The sequence below is a fragment of the Nocardia nova genome (assembly GCF_002933465.1).
Classification (GTDB): domain Bacteria; phylum Actinomycetota; class Actinomycetes; order Mycobacteriales; family Mycobacteriaceae; genus Nocardia; species Nocardia nova_B.
Window position 1 is genome coordinate 52,629 of the sequence record NZ_PSZE01000001.1, and the last position, 18,409, is coordinate 71,037.

10 protein-coding genes are annotated in these 18,409 nt (G+C 68.0%); all 10 read right to left on the bottom strand.

Annotation, left to right across the window (positions count from 1 at the left end; all coding sequences use genetic code 11):
• Positions 1-115 precede the first annotated feature (115 nt).
• The 10 genes from C5E41_RS00225 to C5E41_RS00270 all read right to left on the bottom strand — a co-directional run bounded on the left by C5E41_RS00225 (position 116) and on the right by C5E41_RS00270 (position 18,400).
• Complete coding sequence (locus C5E41_RS00225; protein ID WP_104373837.1) at positions 116-1,270, bottom strand: alkane 1-monooxygenase; 1,155 nt, start codon at positions 1,268-1,270, stop codon at positions 116-118.
• Positions 1,271-1,508: 238 nt separating this feature from the next.
• Positions 1,509-2,825 (bottom strand): lipase family protein, encoded by a 1,317-nt coding sequence (locus tag C5E41_RS00230; protein ID WP_146097425.1) that lies wholly within the window; start codon positions 2,823-2,825, stop codon positions 1,509-1,511.
• A 101-nt stretch (positions 2,826-2,926) separates the two neighbouring features.
• The gene (locus C5E41_RS00235; protein WP_104373839.1) at positions 2,927-4,246 is read right to left on the bottom strand and encodes a lipase family protein; all 1,320 of its coding nucleotides are present in this window, start codon (positions 4,244-4,246) and stop codon (positions 2,927-2,929) included.
• A gap of 156 nt (positions 4,247-4,402) precedes the next feature.
• Positions 4,403-5,206 (bottom strand): ABC transporter permease, encoded by an 804-nt coding sequence (locus C5E41_RS00240; RefSeq protein WP_104373840.1) that lies wholly within the window; start codon positions 5,204-5,206, stop codon positions 4,403-4,405.
• Between the two features lie 70 nt (positions 5,207-5,276).
• Positions 5,277-6,062 (bottom strand): ABC transporter permease, encoded by a 786-nt coding sequence (locus tag C5E41_RS00245; protein WP_104373841.1) that lies wholly within the window; start codon positions 6,060-6,062, stop codon positions 5,277-5,279.
• Entirely contained in the window at positions 6,059-7,036 is a 978-nt protein-coding gene (locus tag C5E41_RS00250; protein WP_258080634.1) for an ATP-binding cassette domain-containing protein, read from the bottom strand. The genes C5E41_RS00245 and C5E41_RS00250 overlap by 4 nt, the downstream gene beginning before the upstream one ends.
• Before the next feature lie 76 nt (positions 7,037-7,112).
• Entirely contained in the window at positions 7,113-10,163 is a 3,051-nt protein-coding gene (gene nbtC, locus C5E41_RS00255) for a nocobactin polyketide synthase NbtC (RefSeq protein WP_104373843.1), read from the bottom strand.
• Positions 10,156-11,454: a polyketide synthase gene (locus C5E41_RS00260; RefSeq protein WP_104373844.1), complete on the bottom strand. Its 1,299-nt coding sequence runs from the start codon at positions 11,452-11,454 to the stop codon at positions 10,156-10,158. The genes nbtC and C5E41_RS00260 overlap by 8 nt, the downstream gene beginning before the upstream one ends.
• Positions 11,451-12,203 carry a thioesterase II family protein gene (locus C5E41_RS00265; RefSeq protein WP_104373845.1) on the bottom strand — a complete coding sequence of 251 codons (753 nt, stop codon included), beginning with the start codon at positions 12,201-12,203 and terminating at the stop codon, positions 11,451-11,453. Before C5E41_RS00265 ends, C5E41_RS00260 begins: the two co-directional genes overlap by 4 nt.
• 23 nt (positions 12,204-12,226) lie before the next feature.
• A complete protein-coding gene (locus C5E41_RS00270; protein ID WP_104373846.1) occupies positions 12,227-18,400 on the bottom strand; it encodes a non-ribosomal peptide synthetase in 6,174 nt (2,057 codons plus the stop codon).
• Positions 18,401-18,409 lie beyond the last annotated feature (9 nt).

Genomic DNA, 18,409 nt, shown 5'->3' on the forward strand with positions numbered 1-18,409 from the left:
GATCATCGAGAGTAACCGCTGGATGGTGTCCGGCGCGGCCAATCCCTCGACCACGTCGCAAATCCGCGCGGTGGCACGGCACGGCGAATCGCGAACGAAGTAGCGCCGACGGAACTCAGCGCGAGCGCTTGCCGGTCCCCTCGAGAGGCTGTTTGCGCCGCGGTTTGACGTTGACCAGGCTGAGGTCACCGCCGTAGTGGGCCAGCACCCGTGGATCGATCACAGCGCGCCACAGCGGCGGCACCGCGGCCAGCAGGACCATCCCGGCATAGCCCATCGGAAGCTGTGGGGCCTGCTCGACGCTGCGCAAGGTCTGGTAGCGGCGCCCCGGATTCGCGTGGTGGTCGCTGTGGCGCTGCAGATGAAACAGGAAGATGTTGGTGACCAGGCTGTCGCTGTTCCAGCTGTCGCGTGGCGAGCAGCGCGCGAATCGGCCGTCGGCGCGGCGGGCTCGCAGCAGGCCGTAGTGCTCGACGTAGTTCACCGTCTCGAGCAGGACGGCGCCGATCAACGCCTGCACGGCCAGCCACGGGATCACGCGGGGGCCGTAATACAGGATGAGGACGCCGAACAGTGCGACACTCATCGACCAGGCCTGCAGCAGATGATTTTCGTAGCTGAACCACCGTTTGCCCCTGCGTGCCAGCCGGTCCCGTTCGAGCCGGAACGCCGAGCGGAGCCCGCCGAACATGGTGCGCGGCAGGAACGCCCACAGGGACTCGCCGAAGCGGGCGCTGGCCGGGTCCTCCGGTGTCGCGACGCGGGCGTGGTGGCCGCGGTTGTGCTCGACGAAGAAGTGCCCGTACGCGGACTGCGCCAGGGCGATCTTCGACAGCCACCGCTCCAGATTCTCGGACCGGTGGCCGAGTTCGTGCGCGGCATTGATCCCGATGCCGGACACCACCCCGAGTGTGATGGTGAGGCCGAGTTTGTCGGCGAACGACAGCCCGGTGTCCGCCCACAGGTAGCCCGCGATGAACAGGCCGAGGAATTGCATCGGCAGGAAGAGGTAGGTGCACCAACGGTAGTAGCGGTCGTTGGAGAGCGCCTCGTAGTCCTCGTCGTGCGGATTACTGCCGTCGTTCCCGACCGCCCAGTCCAGCAGGGGGATGACCACGAACACGATGATCGGCCCGATCCACCAGAACACCGGCGATCCGGTGAGCGCCACGAGGGGCGCCGGGAGCAGGGCACAAGCCGGTGCGATCAACCCCAGCATCCACAGGTAGCGCTTGGGGTCACGGGCTCGGGATTGTTCGAAGATCGCCATGTACTTCTCGCTATCCAGGGAGACACCAGATGGAGAATTCAGCCGCGAGAAACGGGCGTAAGCCTGTGATATTCAGCGTAGCCGTTCGCGCGACACAGTCCAAAGAACGTCGAAAATGACCTACGGGCGTGCGCATACCCCGAAATTGCCAATGTATGACCGGACTGTTCCGGCATACACGCCACGACGCCGCCCACCGCGATGGTGGGCGGCGTCTTTCGGGCCGTCCGGAAATTCGCTACGGCAGGGCTGCGCAGTTGCTCGGCGCGGGCAGACCGGCCAGCCGATCGGTCATCCATGAATGCGCGGTCGCCAGCGACGGGAAATAGGCCAGATCGTGGGTGCCCACGATGCCGGTGATAGCGGGCAGCTGCGGATTCGCGTCCAACTGTACCGCAGTGCCACCGGCGCACCAACCGGCGGCCACGGCGCGAACCGGCGGATACGGTGTGCCCTCGTCGTTCACGGCCGAGGCGATGAGCACGGGCATCGAAGGTGCCGTGGTTCCGATGCGCTGCTCGTCGAATGCCGCTTTCAGGGCCGGCGACCGGTCGATGACAGCGGTGAGAGGTTCTCCGCTATTGGTGATTTGCGTTATTCGCCGTATTTGAATGTCGAGTGACGCGGCGATGGCGCACTTGTCCAGCGCGTCGTGCATCAGCCCTTTACCGGCGTCGTTGAGTTCGGCATCGAGAATCGGACGCGTTTCGGGATAGTCGGCGGCGATACCGTTGAGGGTGAACGGCGCGGCGGATCCGACACCGGGCTGCCCGTAGTTGTAGCCGATGAAATTCTCCGGGTCGACGATCGGGCCGCCGATGTAGGCCCCGCGCACGTTCAGTTCGGGCGCGTAGCTCGATTGCAGTTCGGCGGCGCCGGCCGAGGCCATACCACCCTGCGAGTAGCCGAACAGGATGACCGGCGAATGCGGATTCAGTCCGGTGCCCGGCAGCTGCAATGCGGCACGCGCGGAATCGAGTACGGCATATGCCTGGGCTTTCCGGTTGAGGAAGTCGTGCACATCGGGTGTGCCCAGTCCGTGATAATCGGTCAGCACCACGGCCATGCCGCGGGCGAGCAACGAGGCCAGCGCGATGACGTCGTATTCGGCGATGACGTCGTACGGCGGCCGGAACTGGGCCAGCTGCGGCAGCACCTTCGACGGCGCGCACTGATCTCCTTGGCCCTGCGAGCCGACCCCGTATGCGACCAGCGGACGTTCGCCCGGGCCGGTCCACGGCACCACCGGCTGCAGATACGTCGCCACCACCGCGGTCGGAGCATCGTGCGTATCGCTGCTGACGTACATCATTCGCGTCGAGGACGCGGGCATGACACCCGGCTGACCGGGCGCCGACAGCACCAGCGCTGCTGGTTCGGCCCGAAGGATCGCGCCCGGCGGCACCGGCGGCACCGGCGGCGGTATGTAGAAATCATCGGCGGCGACCTGCGTAGCCGGTAGCGGCGACGCGGGTGGCGCCGATATCGCCGCGCCTGCGACGAGGACGAGCGTGCCGAACAACACTGCGTTCCATCTGCTGATCAGGCCCCTCACGATCGATCCTTCCCTGCTGCGTTTTCAGCGGATATATCTCGAGCGTCGAGCGATCGGACATCGGTGGCCCGGGTGGGCGTCTGCGGCCCATCCGGACATGGCTACGGCAGCGCGGCGCAATTGCTCGCTGCGGGCGCCGCCGCGAGCCGATCGGTCAGCCACGTCTGCGACGCCGCCAAAGACGGGAAGAAGGCGAGATCGTGGGTGCCGACGACCCCGGAAATCGACGGAATCTGGGAGTTCGCGTCGATTTGCACCGGCACACCGCGACTGCACCACGCGGCGGCCACATCTCGGATGGGCCCGTACGGCGCGCCCTCGTCGTTCTTCGCCGCCGCGATGAGCACCGGCGCCGACGGCGTGCCGCCGCCGATGCGCTGATCGGCGAACGCCTGGCTCAACGCCGGGGACCGGTCGATCACGGTGGTGAGCGGCTGTCCGCTGGAGGTGAATCGGGCCGTCTGCCGCTGCGGATTGTCCACCGACACCGCGATGGCGCATTTCTCCGCGGCGTCGCGCAGCAGCGCCTTGCCGGCGTCGTTGAGTTCGGCGTCGAGTTCCGGGCGAGTATCGGGATAGTCCGCCGCGATGCCGTTGAGTGTGAATCCGACCGCGCCGGAAAGGCTCGGCTGGCCCTCGTTGAAGCCGATGAAGTATTCGGGATCGACGACCGGCCCGCCGATGTAGGCGCCCCGCATATTCAGCTCGGGCGCATAGCTCGGTTGCAGTTCGGCCGCACCGGCCGAGGCCATACCCCCTTGAGAGTAGCCGTAGACGATGACGGGCGGCCGCGGCCCCAGCCCATTGTCCGGCAACTGCTGTGCGGCCCGCGCCGAATCGAGTACCGCATAGGATTGCGCTTTCCGATTCAGGAAGTCGTGCATTTCGGGTGTGCCCAACCCGTGGTAATCGGTGACCACGACGGCCATACCGCGCGACAGCAGCGAATACAGCGCCAACACATCGTATTCGGCGATGATGTCGAACGGCGGCTGGTATCGGACGAACTGCGAGAGCAATTTCGAGGGCGCGCATTGGTCGCCCTGTCCCTGCGTGCCGACCGCGTACGCGACCACTGGGCGTTCCCCGGAACCGGTCCATGGCAGCATCGGCCGCAGATACGTTCCCGTCACCGCGGTCGGCGCGTCGTGCGTGTCGTTGCTGAGATACATCATGCGTGTCGAGATCGCCGGGACGACGCCGGGTTGTCCCGGCGCCGAGAACATCAGCGATGCCGGCTGGGCTCGCACGATGGCTCCCGGAGGACCAGAGGGCAAGGGCGTCGGCGGAAAGTAGAAATCATCGGCGGCGGCCGGTGCCGGCGGCTGCGTCCAGGCGTGCGGTGCGGACACCATGCCGCCCGCGATGGCGATGAGAGTTCCGAACAGGACAGCGGTACAACTGCGTATCCGGCTCCGCACGATTCGTCCTTTCCTGAGCTTCGGGAGGCCTATCGGAACGAACAAACGGATCTCGACAGTACCGAAAAAGACGGATCGATCTTCTGTGAATCAGAATGACACTCGGAGCGTCTCGCTATTGACGGGCAAACCAGCTGTTCGGATGCGGAGAACCGGTCAGCTCTGGGCGGCGCGACGGTAACCGCGAATGGCCATGGCGCCGAAAACCACAACCAGCCCCACCGACCACGCGACGGTCTGCAAGACCGGAACCAGCAGCGGACCACCGAGAGTGAAGTTGCGCATCGCCTCGATGGCGCAGCTCATCGGCTGAGCTCGCACGATCGGTTGCAGCCAATCCGGATAATTGCGCACCGGCACGAATCCGGAATTGAAGAACATGCCGACCAGCACCACGATCGCGAACAGCTGCACCACCTTGTCGCCGGCGCTGCTCACCCCGACCGCGATGACCAGCGGGGTGAATCCGGCGATCACGATCACCGGCACCAGCAGGACTCCGATCGCACCGCCCCAGCCCTGCTGAAACCGCAGGCCCAGCACCATGCCGACGGCGACGACCACGACCGTCGCCGCGAGCGCGCGGGCGCATTCGGCGGCCAGCCGGCCGGACAGTCCGGCCCAGCGATGCATCGGAAGCACCCAGAACCGGCGCAGCAGACCGCTTTCTCGCTCGGCGTACAACGACATGCCGGTACCCATCGCGCCGTACATCGCCCCGGCGACGGCGATCATCGGCACGAAACCGTAGATCGGATCGGCCCCGCCGGCGGCGCCGAGAGATTTGTCCAGCACCAGGTCGTACATGAGCAGCAGCAGAATCGGCAGCACCAGCGTGCTGGTGATCACCTCGGGCTGCCGCGACCAGCGCCGCAGCAGGCGACCGGTCTCGATCAGAGTCTGCGACCCCAGATCACCGATCGGGTTACGCACGCTGCCGCCTCCGCTCGCGTCGCTCATGGCTGTGTCTCCTGCGGCCATTCGCGGCTCGCTCCGTGGTTACGCACACTGCCGCCTCCGCTCGCGTCGCTCATGGCCGGTGCCCTTCCGCTCGCACTGCCAGGACCACGGCGACCATCAGCAGCACCACGATCCAGATCGCGGCCACGCCGAGTTCGGAGGGGTACTTCCCCACCGCCAGTCCGCGCAGCGCGTCGGTGATCTGAGAGACCGGCTGGTTGCGTACATACGGCTGGATCCAGCCCGGAAAACCCTGGACCGGAACGAACCCGGTGGAGGTCATCACCAGCAGCAGTTGGGGACCGAACAAGACGGTGCCACTGAGTTCGCTGTTGCGGGTGATGGTACCCAGTGCGTCGGTAGCGATCACGAGCGTGGCGCCGAATGCCAGCACCACCAGCACGAAGACCAGCGCGGAATCCGCGCTGTGGAATCGGAATCCGAAGATCGTGCCGATGATCAGCGCCCCGGCGAAGGCGGCGACGGCGCGCACCAGATTCGCCGACATCCGCGCGGTCACCGGAACCCACGGCGGCACCGGCATCGCCCGCAGCCGTGTGGCCATGCCGCCGACGACCTCTCGCGCCGCCCGGTCACCGGCGAACATGGAGGTGAAGAACATGGCGAAAACCGCGATCAATGGAAGCAGATACTGCGCGTAGTCGATACCACCGGCCTCCATCGAATGTCGCAGCGGCACGTAGAAGCAGACGAAGAACACCACTGGCGCGGCGAAGGCCAGCACCAGATCGCCCTCGCGCAGCGCGGTGCGAATCATGCGGCCGCTCAACGCCGTCCATTGCAGGCCGGCCGGAACCCGGAACAGGTCGGGGGTTTCGGTGCTCGCCGCGGTCATGCCGGAACATCTTCGGCCGGTTTGGTCAACTGGATGAAGACCTCGTCGAGGGAGGGGCGGCGCAAGGCGATGTCGATCAATTCGATTCCCGCGGTGTTGATCCGGGTCAGCGCCTCCGACAGCGTCACCGCGCCACCGGGCGCCGGCACCGACACCCGGTCCCGCGATTCGGCGATCGTGACCTCCCCCAGGCCCGCGAGCGCGGCGGCCACAGCCGGCACATCGCCGGCATCGACCGGGACGACCTCGCAATAGCTGTCGCCGGAGCGGGCTTTGAGCTGATCGGCGGTCCCCTCAGCGATCACGGCGCCCTTGTCGACGACAATGATGTTGTCGCTCAACGCATCCGCCTCCTCGAGGTACTGGGTGGTGAGCAGAATCGTGACGCCCTGTTCCTTGAGCGAGCGCACCAGCGCCCACAGGCTCTGGCGACTGACGGGGTCGAGGCCGGTGGTGGGTTCGTCGAGGAAGACCACGCGCGGCGTCCGGACCAATCCGCAGGCGATATCGATGCGCCGGCGCATACCGCCGGAGTACTGGCCGACCCGGCGTTCCGCGGCATCGGTCAGCGCGAACTGCTCCAGCAGTTCCTCGGCGCGCTGCGCGGCGGCCTTGCGCCGCAAGCCCATCAGACGGGCGAAGAGCACCAGATTCTCCCGGCCGGTGAGCATTTCGTCGAGCGCCGCGTACTGGCCGGTCAGCATGATCGAGGACCGCACCTGCGCGGCCTGGGTGACGACGTCGAAGCCGGCCACCCGCGCACTACCGGCATCGGGACGGATCAGCGTCGACAACACCGACACCGTGGTGGTCTTACCCGCGCCGTTGGGCCCGAGCACACCCAGCACAGTACCCGCGGGGGCGCTGAAGCTGATACCTCGCAACGCGCGCACCGCGCCGAAGGTCTTCTCGACACCGTCGACGACGATCGCGTTGTCCGTATCCGCCGGACTACCCATTGAATTCGACACCATGCTCTCCGTCCGAGCGCCCGCCCAAGTACTTTGGTAAGGCTAACTTAATCATTCGACGAACTCCACCGCCTCGGCCTCAGCCGAGCAGCGCCACCACCTCGTCGAGGGAGGCGCCACCGAGAATGGCGGTGACCGGGAGATCTCGCCGCAATTCGGCCTCGACCCGCTTGCGGAGGTCGAGCGCCTGCAGCGAATCCAGGCCCAGTGCCACCAGCGGGACCGATCCGTCGACGGCCTCGCTCGGTTCCAACCCCATCACCACCCGCAGGGCGTCGCGCACGGTGTCGGCGGTGCCGCGCGACGACGCGGTGGCCGGCCCGGCGGCGGGCTCGGGTTCGGCCACCGATTCGGCAACCGTGACCGCTTCCGGCTCCGGCTCGTCGCCGGGTAATTCGGCGAACAGCGGCGCGAAACCGAAGACCGAGAACAGATCTCGGATGCGACCCCACTGCGCGGCCGCGACCAGCACATTGGCTGCGCGCGGCGCGAAGCCGGCGGCGACCGCCACCACCGGGTCCATCGGCAGCAATCCGGTGCCGCTGATGCGGGCCAGCGCTTCGGCGTGATCGGCGCCGACCGCCCGCCACAGGCCCCACTGCACCGACGAGCATCGGATGCCCTCAGCCCGGTAGTGCGCGGCCTGCGCGTCCAGCATCCGGTTGACCGCGGAGTAGACCATATGCCCGCGCCCGCCCAGCGTGGCCGACAGCGACGAGCACACCACGATGCGACCGTCGTCGGTGCGCGGGAAGATACGCGTGAGATTTTGCAGCACGACGGATTTGGCGTTCGCGGCCGCGCGAATGGTCGCCGGATCCGGATCGGCGGCCGCGGCGTCGTAATCCACGGCGGCGTGCACGATGAGGGTCGCCGGACTCGCGGTGTAATCCGCCGCGAGGTCGCCGAGTGCGCCCGGGTCACCGGCATCGCAGCGGCGTACCAGAATCTCCGATTCGTGCCGGGCGCCGATCTCGGCGATGCGCGCCGCGGCAGCCGCCGAACCGCCGGACCTGCTGATCACTGTGATCCGGCCCGCGCCCGCGGCGGCGAACTGCTCGCAGAGGTCGAGCCCCACTTTGCCGGTGCCACCGACGATGACAACCTCGCGCAGTTCCTCCCCGCGCGGCGGAATATCACCCGAGGTGTCATCGAGGAGCAGGCGTTTCGCGTAGTAGCCGCCGCCGCGCACGGCCAATTCCGGCTCTCCCGCGATATGGATCGCGCCGAGCAGCGCCTTCGCCGCCGCGGCGGCCTCGGTCCCGGCGCCGAGATCGGCGTGCCGGAAGGCGACGCCAATGTGTTCGGCTGCCAGACAACGGAATCCGGCCTGCGCGGCGGCATGGAACGGATCCGGCAGATCGGAGTCGACGACCTGTTCGCCGCCGCTGGTCACCAACCAGATATCGCCGATGCCGTCGAGTTCGGCCAACCAGCCGCGGCTGCCGAGGAATTCGGACACATCGCGCACCGGACCGTCCGGCGACGACGGTGGGGCCAGCACCACGAGGGTGTCCGGCCGGGCGTCTGTCCCCGGCTCGATCACCGTGGCGCCCTGTCGCGGCGCGGCCGCGCGGACGGCGGCCGCGAGTTCGGCGTGGGCACCGCTCGGATCGATCACCGCGAGGGTCCGCGGCGGCACCATGGTGCGCCGCTGCAATCTGGCCCAGGTCTCGACCACCCGCTGTGGCGCGACCGCGGAAGCGCCTGAATCGCCTCCGGCGATGTTCTTTTCGGCTGTGCGACCGTATTCGAACGGCGCCCACAGCGATTTGGCGCTCATCTGCGTGTTGGGGAAATCGAGCAGCGGCAGCGCGGGCACACCGCCATCGCCGGGTTCGCGCAGCGCCTCCCACCGATAGTTCGCGTCGTGCACCGCGACGGTCACCAGATTGCGGGTGAACTCCCGCAGGTCCTCGGCGGTGCGACGCGAGGTGCCCAGCGTCTGGAATTCCCGCTGTCCCGGAATCTCCGACAGATTCTCCTGAATCGCGAGCATCAGGGTCGGATGTTCGGAGATCTCGATGAAGGTGCTCGCCCCGGCGTCCACGGCTTTCCGGATCGCCAGGTCGAAGCGCACCCGGTTACGCAGATTCAGATACCAGTAGTCGACGATCGACAGGCCCGGATGGAGGCGGTCGCCGAATGTCGCGCCGAAGCAGGGGACGTCGGTGTCGAGGAAGGTCGAATTATCCATCTCCGCGCTCACGGTGCCCGACAGTGGTTCGCGCATGGTGGCCACGAAGGAGGTATGCGCCGGGTACTGCACCCGGATCTCCTTTGCGAATTTTCCGGCGGCATTGAGCGATTCGACGATATTCACCACCGCACTGCGTTCGCCGGAGATCGCGATGATGTGCCGGGAGTTGATCACCGACAGCTCCGCGAAATCCGGCTGACGCGCGATCAGGTCTTCGCATTCGTCGCGGTCGACACCGAGGACCGCCATCGAATAGCCGGTCAGCTCCATACTGTCCACGATCCGGGCGCGGGTGGTGACGATCCGGACCGCGTCGCGCAGCGTCTGCGCCCCGCTGACGTAGGCGGCGGCAATCTCACCCTGCGAATGCCCCACCGTCACACCGGGGCCGACCCCGGCGGCCTGCCACATGGCGCCCACACCGACCATCTGCATGAACAGCGCCGGTTGTACGGTCAGCGCCTTGTCGTCGTCCTCCTGCCCGGCCGCGAGCAGATAGGCGCGCGGTGACCAGCCGTAGAGATCGTGAAAGACCTTGTCGCACTCGTCGACAGCATCGCGATAGGCCGATGAGTGCTCGTAGAGCATCGCGCCCATGCCGGGGCGCTGGCTGCCCTGGCCGGGGAAGACGTACGCCACGCGCTGCGCGGTCGCGGCGCGCTCCGATCGCACCACCGCCGGATGCGGACGCCCGTCGGCAACGGCACGCAGCGCGGCGATCACTGCGGTCTGCGCATCCGCCATGACCACAGCGCGGTGGCGGCGCGGTGCGCGGGTGCGAAACAGCATGTCGGCCAGGCGATCCGGAGACACCTCGGGATGGTCGGCGAGGTAGTCCGCGACTGCGGCCGCCTCCCGGCCCAGCAGGTCCGGGTTGTCGCTGGACAGCAGGATCGGGACGCTGCCGTCGGGCAGGCGGTAGCTAGACATGACTCTCCTCTTCGGCCGGAATGGCCAGCAGCGCATGAGCATTCGTGCCCGACACCCCGAACGACGACACCGCTCCGTAGCGCACGCCCTCGTGCGGCTGCCAGACCTCGAGCTTGCCCGCCAGCCGCAAACCGGTCGCGTCCCAATCCACCTTGCCGGTCGGATTGTCGGCGAAGCGGGTCGGCGCGATCTGTCCGTGTAAACCGCTGAGCAGCACCTTGATCAGCCCGAGCATGCCCGCGGCCGCCTGTGCGTGGCCCAGGTTCGATTTCACCGAGCCCAGGCGCGCGCAGCCGGATCCGTAAACGCGGTCCAGCGCCTCGAGTTCCAGCGGATCGCCGACCGCCGTCGCGGTGCCGTGGCCTTCGATCATGCCGACGACCTCGGGCGAAATACCCGCTGCCGCAACGGTCGCGCGGATCAGTCGCTCCTGCGCACGGCTGCTCGGCACGGCGATCGGCGCTCCGGCGCCGTTGTGGTTGACCCGGGTGGCGAGCAATCGGCCGTAGATCCGGCGACCGGCCGCGCGGGCCCGCGATTCGCGTTCCAGCACGACCACACCCGCGCCCTCGCCCCACAGCGTGCCGTCGGCGGCATCGGAATACGGTTTGCACTGCCCGTCCGACGCCAGCGCGTTGTTCTTGGAGAATTCGAAGAACGCGGCGGGCGAACCCATCACACAGACCGCACCGGCCAGCGCCCAGTCACATTCCCCGGCGCGGATCGCCGCCGCCGCCATGTGCAGCGCCGACAGTGACGAGGCACAGGCGGTGTCGACCACGATCGACGGGCCGCCGAGGCCGAGGCAGTTGGAGATCCGCCCGGCCACCGCCCCCAGCGCCGCACCGGCCGCACGATAGCCGGAACAGTCGTTGACCTCGGCGCCGTGCGGACCGTACTCGGTCGGTGAGGCGCCCATATAGCAGCCCACCTCGTCACCGTCGATGGCCGCGGGGTTGATGCCGGCGTTCTCCAGTGCCCGCCAGGCCACCCGCAGCGCCACCCGCTGCTGCGGATCCATCGCGACGGCCTCGCGCGGTGTGATGCCGAAGAACATCGGATCGAATTCCGCTGCGCGATCGAGGAATCCGCCCGCGTCGCAGACCGTAGCCCAGCCGTCGTGGCGCGAGAGATTCAGCAGTTCGGCGAGCGGCCAGCCGCGGTCGCGCGGGAACGGCCCGGTCAGATCGCGGGCCTGCGACAGTGCCGCCCAGTACTGGCCGGGGGTTTCGATGCCGCCGGGCGCCTCGACGGCAAAGCCGCTGACGACGATGGGATCCGCATCGCTCATGAGGTTGTCTCCATCTCGGCGACGAGCAGCTCCGCGATGCCCTCGACGTGGTCGTGCAGATAGAAGTGGCCACCATCGAACATCGACACCGACAGCTGCGATTCGGTGTGCTGCTGCCAGCCGTAGAGGTCGCCTATGGTGACGTACTCGTCGTCGCTGCCGCCCATCGCCTGCACGGGAGCCTGCACCCGCACGTCCGGCGGGCAGGTGTAGCGGTCGAAGGCGGCGTAGTCGGCCTTCAGCGCGGGAAGCGCCATCCGCATCAGGTCACGATTGCCGAGCAGATCCGAGCCGGTGCCCTCCAGCCCGGCCATATGGTCGAGCAACTGTTCGTCCTCGGTGGGATGGTTGGGCATCTCGGCCACCCGTCCCGGGGGAACCGCACCGGAGACGACCAGCAATCGCACCGGCACGCCTTCGGATTCGGCGATACGGACGAATTCGAAGGCCACGATCGACCCCATACTGTGGCCGAGCACCGTGATGGGCTCGTCGCGATTCCACGGTGAGAGCGCGAACTCGTCGAAGGCACCCTCGGCGATCTCCGGCAGCGTCGGCAGCGCGGCCTCGCGAGCCCGGTCCTGGCGGCCGGGATACTGCAGCACACCGACGTCGAAATGGTCGCGCAACTGCTTCGAGAAGGGCCGGTAGGTCGATGCGCCGCCGCCCGCGTGCGGACAGATGATCAACGGTGCGCTCGCCCCGCGCGGTGCGTGGAACTGCCGGATCCAACCGGGTGCTGCTGCCATGCTCGTCTGACTCCTCATATCTGTCACTGCCACATCCGCCGCATCACCAGCAGGGCCTGATCCTCGTCGCCGATCACAGTGGTGTCGGCGACGGCGCGGTCGGGGTGTTCGGCGATGGCGCGCAACGTATTCCGGAAAGCGAGTTCGATGATCCGGGCGTCGTCGGCTTCGAAACTGTCCTCGGCGTAGAACACCACCGCCTGGACGGCATCGCCGGGCAGCAGGGAGTTGGCCGGGAAGATCATCAGCAGCAGCGCATTGTCGGTGGCGCCGCCGCCCTCGAACGACACCAGCTCCATACCGGCGTCGCGCAACGAGGTTTCCAGTTCGTCGCGGCCGGGCGGATAGGACTGGAAGACGAACATGCTGTCGAACAGCTTGCGCGCCGCCGGGCCCGACCGCCCCGCCGCCCGCATCGCCGAGGTGAGCCGGTACTGGTGGTACTCCATGAGATCCACTCGGTGCCGCTGCATCTCGGCGAGATGGTCACGCCAGCTCCGGTCGCCGGCCAGGTCGATCGCGACCGGAATGGTGTTGGCGAAACAGCCGACGGCATGGTCGACGCCGTCGAGGTCGGCGGGCCGGCCGGACACCACCTCACCGAAAACCGTTGCCTGGTCACCGGTTACGTAACGCAGCGCATTGGCCCAGGCGAGCTGGCAGACCAAGCTGAAGGTGGCGCCCTGCTCGGCGGCCAGTTCGGTGGCACGCGTGACCGTCTCGTCATCGAGAACGAACGTGCGCCCCTCCGGCACGCCGCCACCGTCGGGCGTGCGGGCCGGAGCGACCAGGCACGGTCGCACATCCTCGAGGTAGCTCCGCCAGGCCGCCTCGGTGGCCTCCTCCCGGTCCCGGGTGCGGCGCAGGAAGCGCGCGAAGGTGTCCGGATCGCCGAGCGGCCCGCCCCCGCGACCGGCGTATTCGGCGAAGATCTCCCGCGGCAGCAGCTGCCCGGACCAGCCGTCGGTCAGCAGATGGTGCGAGGTCAGCGCGACCGTGTGCCGGTTGCCGGGCAGATGCACCACAGTGACCCGCAGCAGCGGCCCCTGGGTGAGGTCGAAATGTTCCGCCTGGTCGGCCCGGAAGAATTCGTGCAGCCGCTCCTGCGCGTCCGGCAGGTCCGCGAAGTCGATCTCGCGTACCGGAATGCTCATGTGGTCGGCGACCACCGCATAGGGCTGTCCGGCATGTGACACCGAAATCGACACGCGCAGATTGGGATAGCGATTCAGCACGGTGTCGAAGGCCGCGGACAGCAGCGGCAGGTCGAGTTCGCCGCGGACCCCGATCAGTGTCTGCACGTTGTAGACGTCGTTGCCCCCGGAGCCGAGCGCGGTGAGGTACAGACCGGCCTGCAGCGGCGCCAGCGGGTAGATGTCCACGCATCCGCGATACAGCGCCTGCCAGCGATCCAGATCCAGCTGGGTCACCTCGTCGGCGACCACGTCGCTGGGCGTGAGGCGGCGAATCGGATTGTCGCGCACCGTCTTCACGAGTTCGGCCAAGCCCTCGGTCCACAGCTGGGCCAGTTCGCCGGCTTCCTCCTCGGACAACGGGCCCGCCGGGAACCGGAAGGAGGCATGCAACCGCACACTGTCGCCGTCGGCCAGTGCGACCGTGTTGACGTCCAGCAGCGCCGGGGCCGGCATGGCTGGATCCGCGTGACCACCCAGATAGCCGAATTCCGGCGCGGCGTCCCAGGTTCGGACCGATTCGCGGTCCGCGGTGGCGGACTCGGCGAAGCGGCCCATGTAATTGAAGCTCACCTGCGGCGACCGCGAACCGGCCAGCTCGGCCCGGGTTTCCGGGTTGAGCCGGCTCAGCAGTCCCCAGCCGATGCCCGATTCGGGCACCGCGAGCAGTTGCTCCTTGACCGCCTTCACCGCGGATTCGACCTGCTCGCCCGCGTCCGGAATGCGCAGCGAGACCGGGTAGGTGGTGGTGAACCAGCCGACGGTGTTCGCGAGATCCACTCCGTTGAACAGGGTTTCGACCCGGCCGTGTCGTTCCATCGTCACCGCGACCGCATCCGCGTCCCGGTCGCGGCGGCGGCGGAAGCGATGGATCGCCACCGCGAGCGAGGCGACCTGGATGTCGAGAAAATCGCAGCCGAAAGCCGTGGTGGCCGTGCTCATCAGGAACGCGGTGTCGTCCGCGTCGAGGGTGGCGGTGACCTCACGCATGGTCGCGACGGTGTCGAGGTCCGGATCCAGGGCGCGACTGCCGAGCAGCGGATCCACCGCCTCGGCGGCCGCGCGCCAGTACGGCAGCGTCGCGAGGACGGCATCGGTGTTCGCCACCCGCACCAGGCTGGTGTTCCAGGTCTTGACCGAGGTCCCCGGCTGCGGTTCGACCGTCGTGGCCGCGACACCCCACAGACCACGCAGATCGTCGTGCAGGACCCGCCAGGACACACCGTCGACCACCAGGTGGTGGACGACCAGCAGCAGCCGTGCCCGCGTTCCGTCGGCGGAGTGCACCCAGGCGGCGGCGAGCATGCGGCCCGCGCCGGGGTCCAGCTGCGCGCTCAGCTCGGCCAACTGCGCGTTGAGCCGCGCACCCGCGGTGCGGTCCCAGTTCTCGTCCTCGATCACGACCTCCGCGAGGGTGGGCGCGACGGTCGGCTCGTCCGGTTCCGGGACGTAGTAGGCCGTGATGCCCTGGGGATCGGTGCCGAGCCGGGCACGCAGCATCGGATGGCGTGCGGCCAGCGCCGAGACGACCTCGGCGATCTGCTCGCGAGTGCTGTGCGCGGGGGCGACGACCGCGGTGGCCTGGGTGTAGGCGTGGTAGTCGTCGGACTGCTCGGTGAGCAGGGTCGCGATGGGGTTCAGCGGAATCCAGCCGGCCGGGCTGCCCGCTTCGACCAGCGCCGGACCACTGTTCTCGACGATCGGTTCGCACGCCGCGGCGATACGTGCGATCGTGCGCGCGTCGAACAGCGCGCTGGTCGTGATCAGCAATCCGTACTTCTTCAAGGCCGAAGCCATCCGGATCGCGCTGATGGAATCGCCGCCGAGGGCCAGGAAGTCGTCGTCGGCCGCCAGCGCGGTGGTCGCGCCGAGGTGCAGCACCGACCGCACCACGTCCGCGACCGCGGCTTCGGCGCCCGCGCGCAGATCCCGCCCGTACCCGGTGCTGCCACCCAGATCCGGCTGCGGCAGGGCCCGGCGATCGAGTTTGCCGTTGGCAGTCAGCGGTAGGGCCGCCAGTTTCACCAGTGCGGTGGGAATCATGTACTCGGGCAGGCGTTGCGCCAGTGCGGCTTTGATGCGCTCGGTGTTCTCGGCGTCGCCGGCGGTGGCGAATTCCGAATTCGCCTCGGGCACATAGTAGGCCACCAACGCCAGGTCGTGGCTCTGCTCGCCCTGCGGCACGGTGATCGCGACGGCGGAGGCGATACCGGGCACGCGGCGCAGCACGGTGCCGATCTCACCCAGCTCGATGCGATGTCCGCGCACCTTGACCTGATCGTCGACCCGGCCCAGATATTCCATCCGGCCCTGCGAATTCCAGCGCACGATATCGCCGGTGCGATACATCCGGGCCCCGGGCTCACCGGCGAACGGGCATGCCACGAAGGCCCCGGCGGTCAGATCGGGGCGGCGATGGTAGCCCTGGGCCAGCTGCACGCCGCCGAGGTAGAGCTCACCGATCACACCGGGCGGCACCTGCCGCAACCGCTCGTCCAGCACGTAGACCGACGAATTCCATTCGGGCAGGCCGATGAGCGCCGGTTCGAGCGCGGCGCCTGCGGTCCCCTCGGTGTTCGCCCGCTCGGCGAAGTCCTCGTGCATGAGGTCCATCGATCCCTCGGTGGGGCCGTAGAGACCGAGCACCCTACCCCCGAAGAAGCGGCTCGATTCCTCGACCAGCGCCGGCGGCACCGCCTCACCGCCCAGGTACACGTAACGCATGGACTGCAGCCGCGCCGGGTCCGGCCCCGCATCGATGAACGCGCGAACCACACTGGGCACCAACGAGATCTGCGTGATGCGATGCCGGTGGATGATATCGGCCAGCGCCTCCACATCGGCCTGCCACCACTGTGGCGGCGGCAGCACCGTCGCCGATCCGGTGCACAGCGCGTTCACCAGCTCGAAGACCGAGACGTCGAAACCGATCGGCGCCTTCTGCAGGATGCGCTCCTCGCCGAAGCCGAGGTAGTCGCGCATCCACTGCACGTGGTTGGCGATGCCGCGGTGGTGGATCACGACGCCTTTGGGCCGGCCGGTGGTGCCGGAGGTGTAGAGCAGATAGGCGGGGTCGAGCGGATGCAGGGGCCGCGCAAGCTCGGCCGGCGCCAGTTCCGAGCCGTCCAGCGCGGACAGCCGCTCGATCACCGACTCGTCGGTGAGATCGATTGCCGGAAGAGCGATCTCGATGTGCAGAGCCTTGTCGGCCGATGTCAGCAGCAGCGTCGGCTCGGCATCGCCGAGCATGTACTCGATGCGGTCGAGGGGATAGCTGGGGTCGATCGGGAAATACACCGCGCCGACGCGTAGCACCGCCGCGAACGCGATCGGCAGCCGCTCACTGCGTTCGGCGTAGACGCCGACTGGATCGCCGGGCCGCACGCCTTCTGCCAGCAGCAGTCGCGCGAGCCGGTTCACCCGGGTGTCGAATTCCCGGTAGGTCAGTTCGACATCGCCGAACACCACGGCCGTGCGGTCCGGGTAGGTGCGCGCGGAGGCGCGGATCATCGCGTCGGCGGTCTCCGCCTCGATCGGTACCGCGGCGCCGTGCGACCACCGCGCCAGCGCCGTTCGATCGGTCGCCGACAGCGTGGCCAGCTCCGATACCTTTCGGTCGGCGGTCGCGGCGGCGAGCACGAGGTCGATGTACTCGTGCAGGCGATCGATCGTGACGGGATCGAAAAGATCGGTGCGATAAGTGATCTGGACGTCGGTCCGATCACGGTGCATGAACGTCTCCACCACCAGCGGCAGCAGAGCCGCGCCGTTGTCCATCAGCTCCCACCTGGTGGTGGCGCCCGGTAGCTGGGGGCCGTCGATCTTCTGGTGCAGGAACAGCACCATCGTGTCGAACAGCTGGGAGCCGACGTTGCCGGTCGCGGCGTTCACCGAGCGGACGATGCCTTCCTGCGGAAAATGCTTGTGCCCGAACGCATCGGTGATCACGCCGCGCACCTGCTCGACCAGCTCGGCGAAGCGCTGATCGTCGCGGCCGGCGATGCGCAGCGGGAGCATATTGCTGAAATTGCCGATCAGCAGTTCCATCCCGGACTCTTCGCGGTTGGCCACGGTGGTGCCGATGACCATGTCGGTGCGCCCGGTCATCTCGCGCAGCGCGACGTAATAGGCGGCGAGGAATACCGAGAACGGGGTGGTGCGCAGGTCGGCGGTGAGGCGGCGCAGCGCCGCGTCGGCGGCCGTGCTCAGCGGGCGATCGCAGCGCACGCCGCGTTCGGTGGCCGCGACCGGGCGGCGATCGTAGGGCAGCTGCAGTTCCGGCAGTTCACCGTCGAAGCAGTTGCGCCAGAAGCGAATATCTTCGGTATGGTCGTCGGCGGCGAACCGGTCGGCCTCCCATTCGGCGAAATCGGCGACCTGCGGCCGCAGCGGCTCCACCGTGACCGGGCCGGTCAGCGCCTGCCGGTAGAAGTTCTCCACATCCCGCGAGAGCGCGGGCAGTGTCATGCCGTCCCATGCGATGTGCTGCATCACCACCACCGCGACCAGTTCACCGGCGGATATGCGAACGAAGGTTACCCGCAGCGAGGACTCCGATGTCAGATCGAAGGTCTCGCGGGCCGCGGCCTCGGTCAGCTCACGCAACCGCTGCCGGGCCTGCTCCTCGGCGAGACCGGACAGATCCTCCTCCGCCAGCCGGGGCGGCAGATCGGAGTGAATCCGCTGATAGGGCTCACCGTCCTCATCGGTGTGATAGGTGGTGCGCAGCACCTCGTGTCGCTCGACGAGCGCGGCGAAGGCCGTACCCAGGGTCCCCACATCGATCGGCTCGGCGTCCGCCGCGCCCTCGAAGGTCAGCGCCAGGCACAGGTTGTAGGCAGAGCTGCCGGGCGAAATCTGCTGATGCGCCCACACGTAACGCTGTCCGAACGACAACGGCGCCCGCTCCGGATTCCGGCGCACCGGCACGGCCGCGGCGGTGGCCAAACCCTCCTCGGCGAGCCGAGCCGCCATCGCTACCTGCAGGTCTTCCAGCGAACGCATCTGACGAAC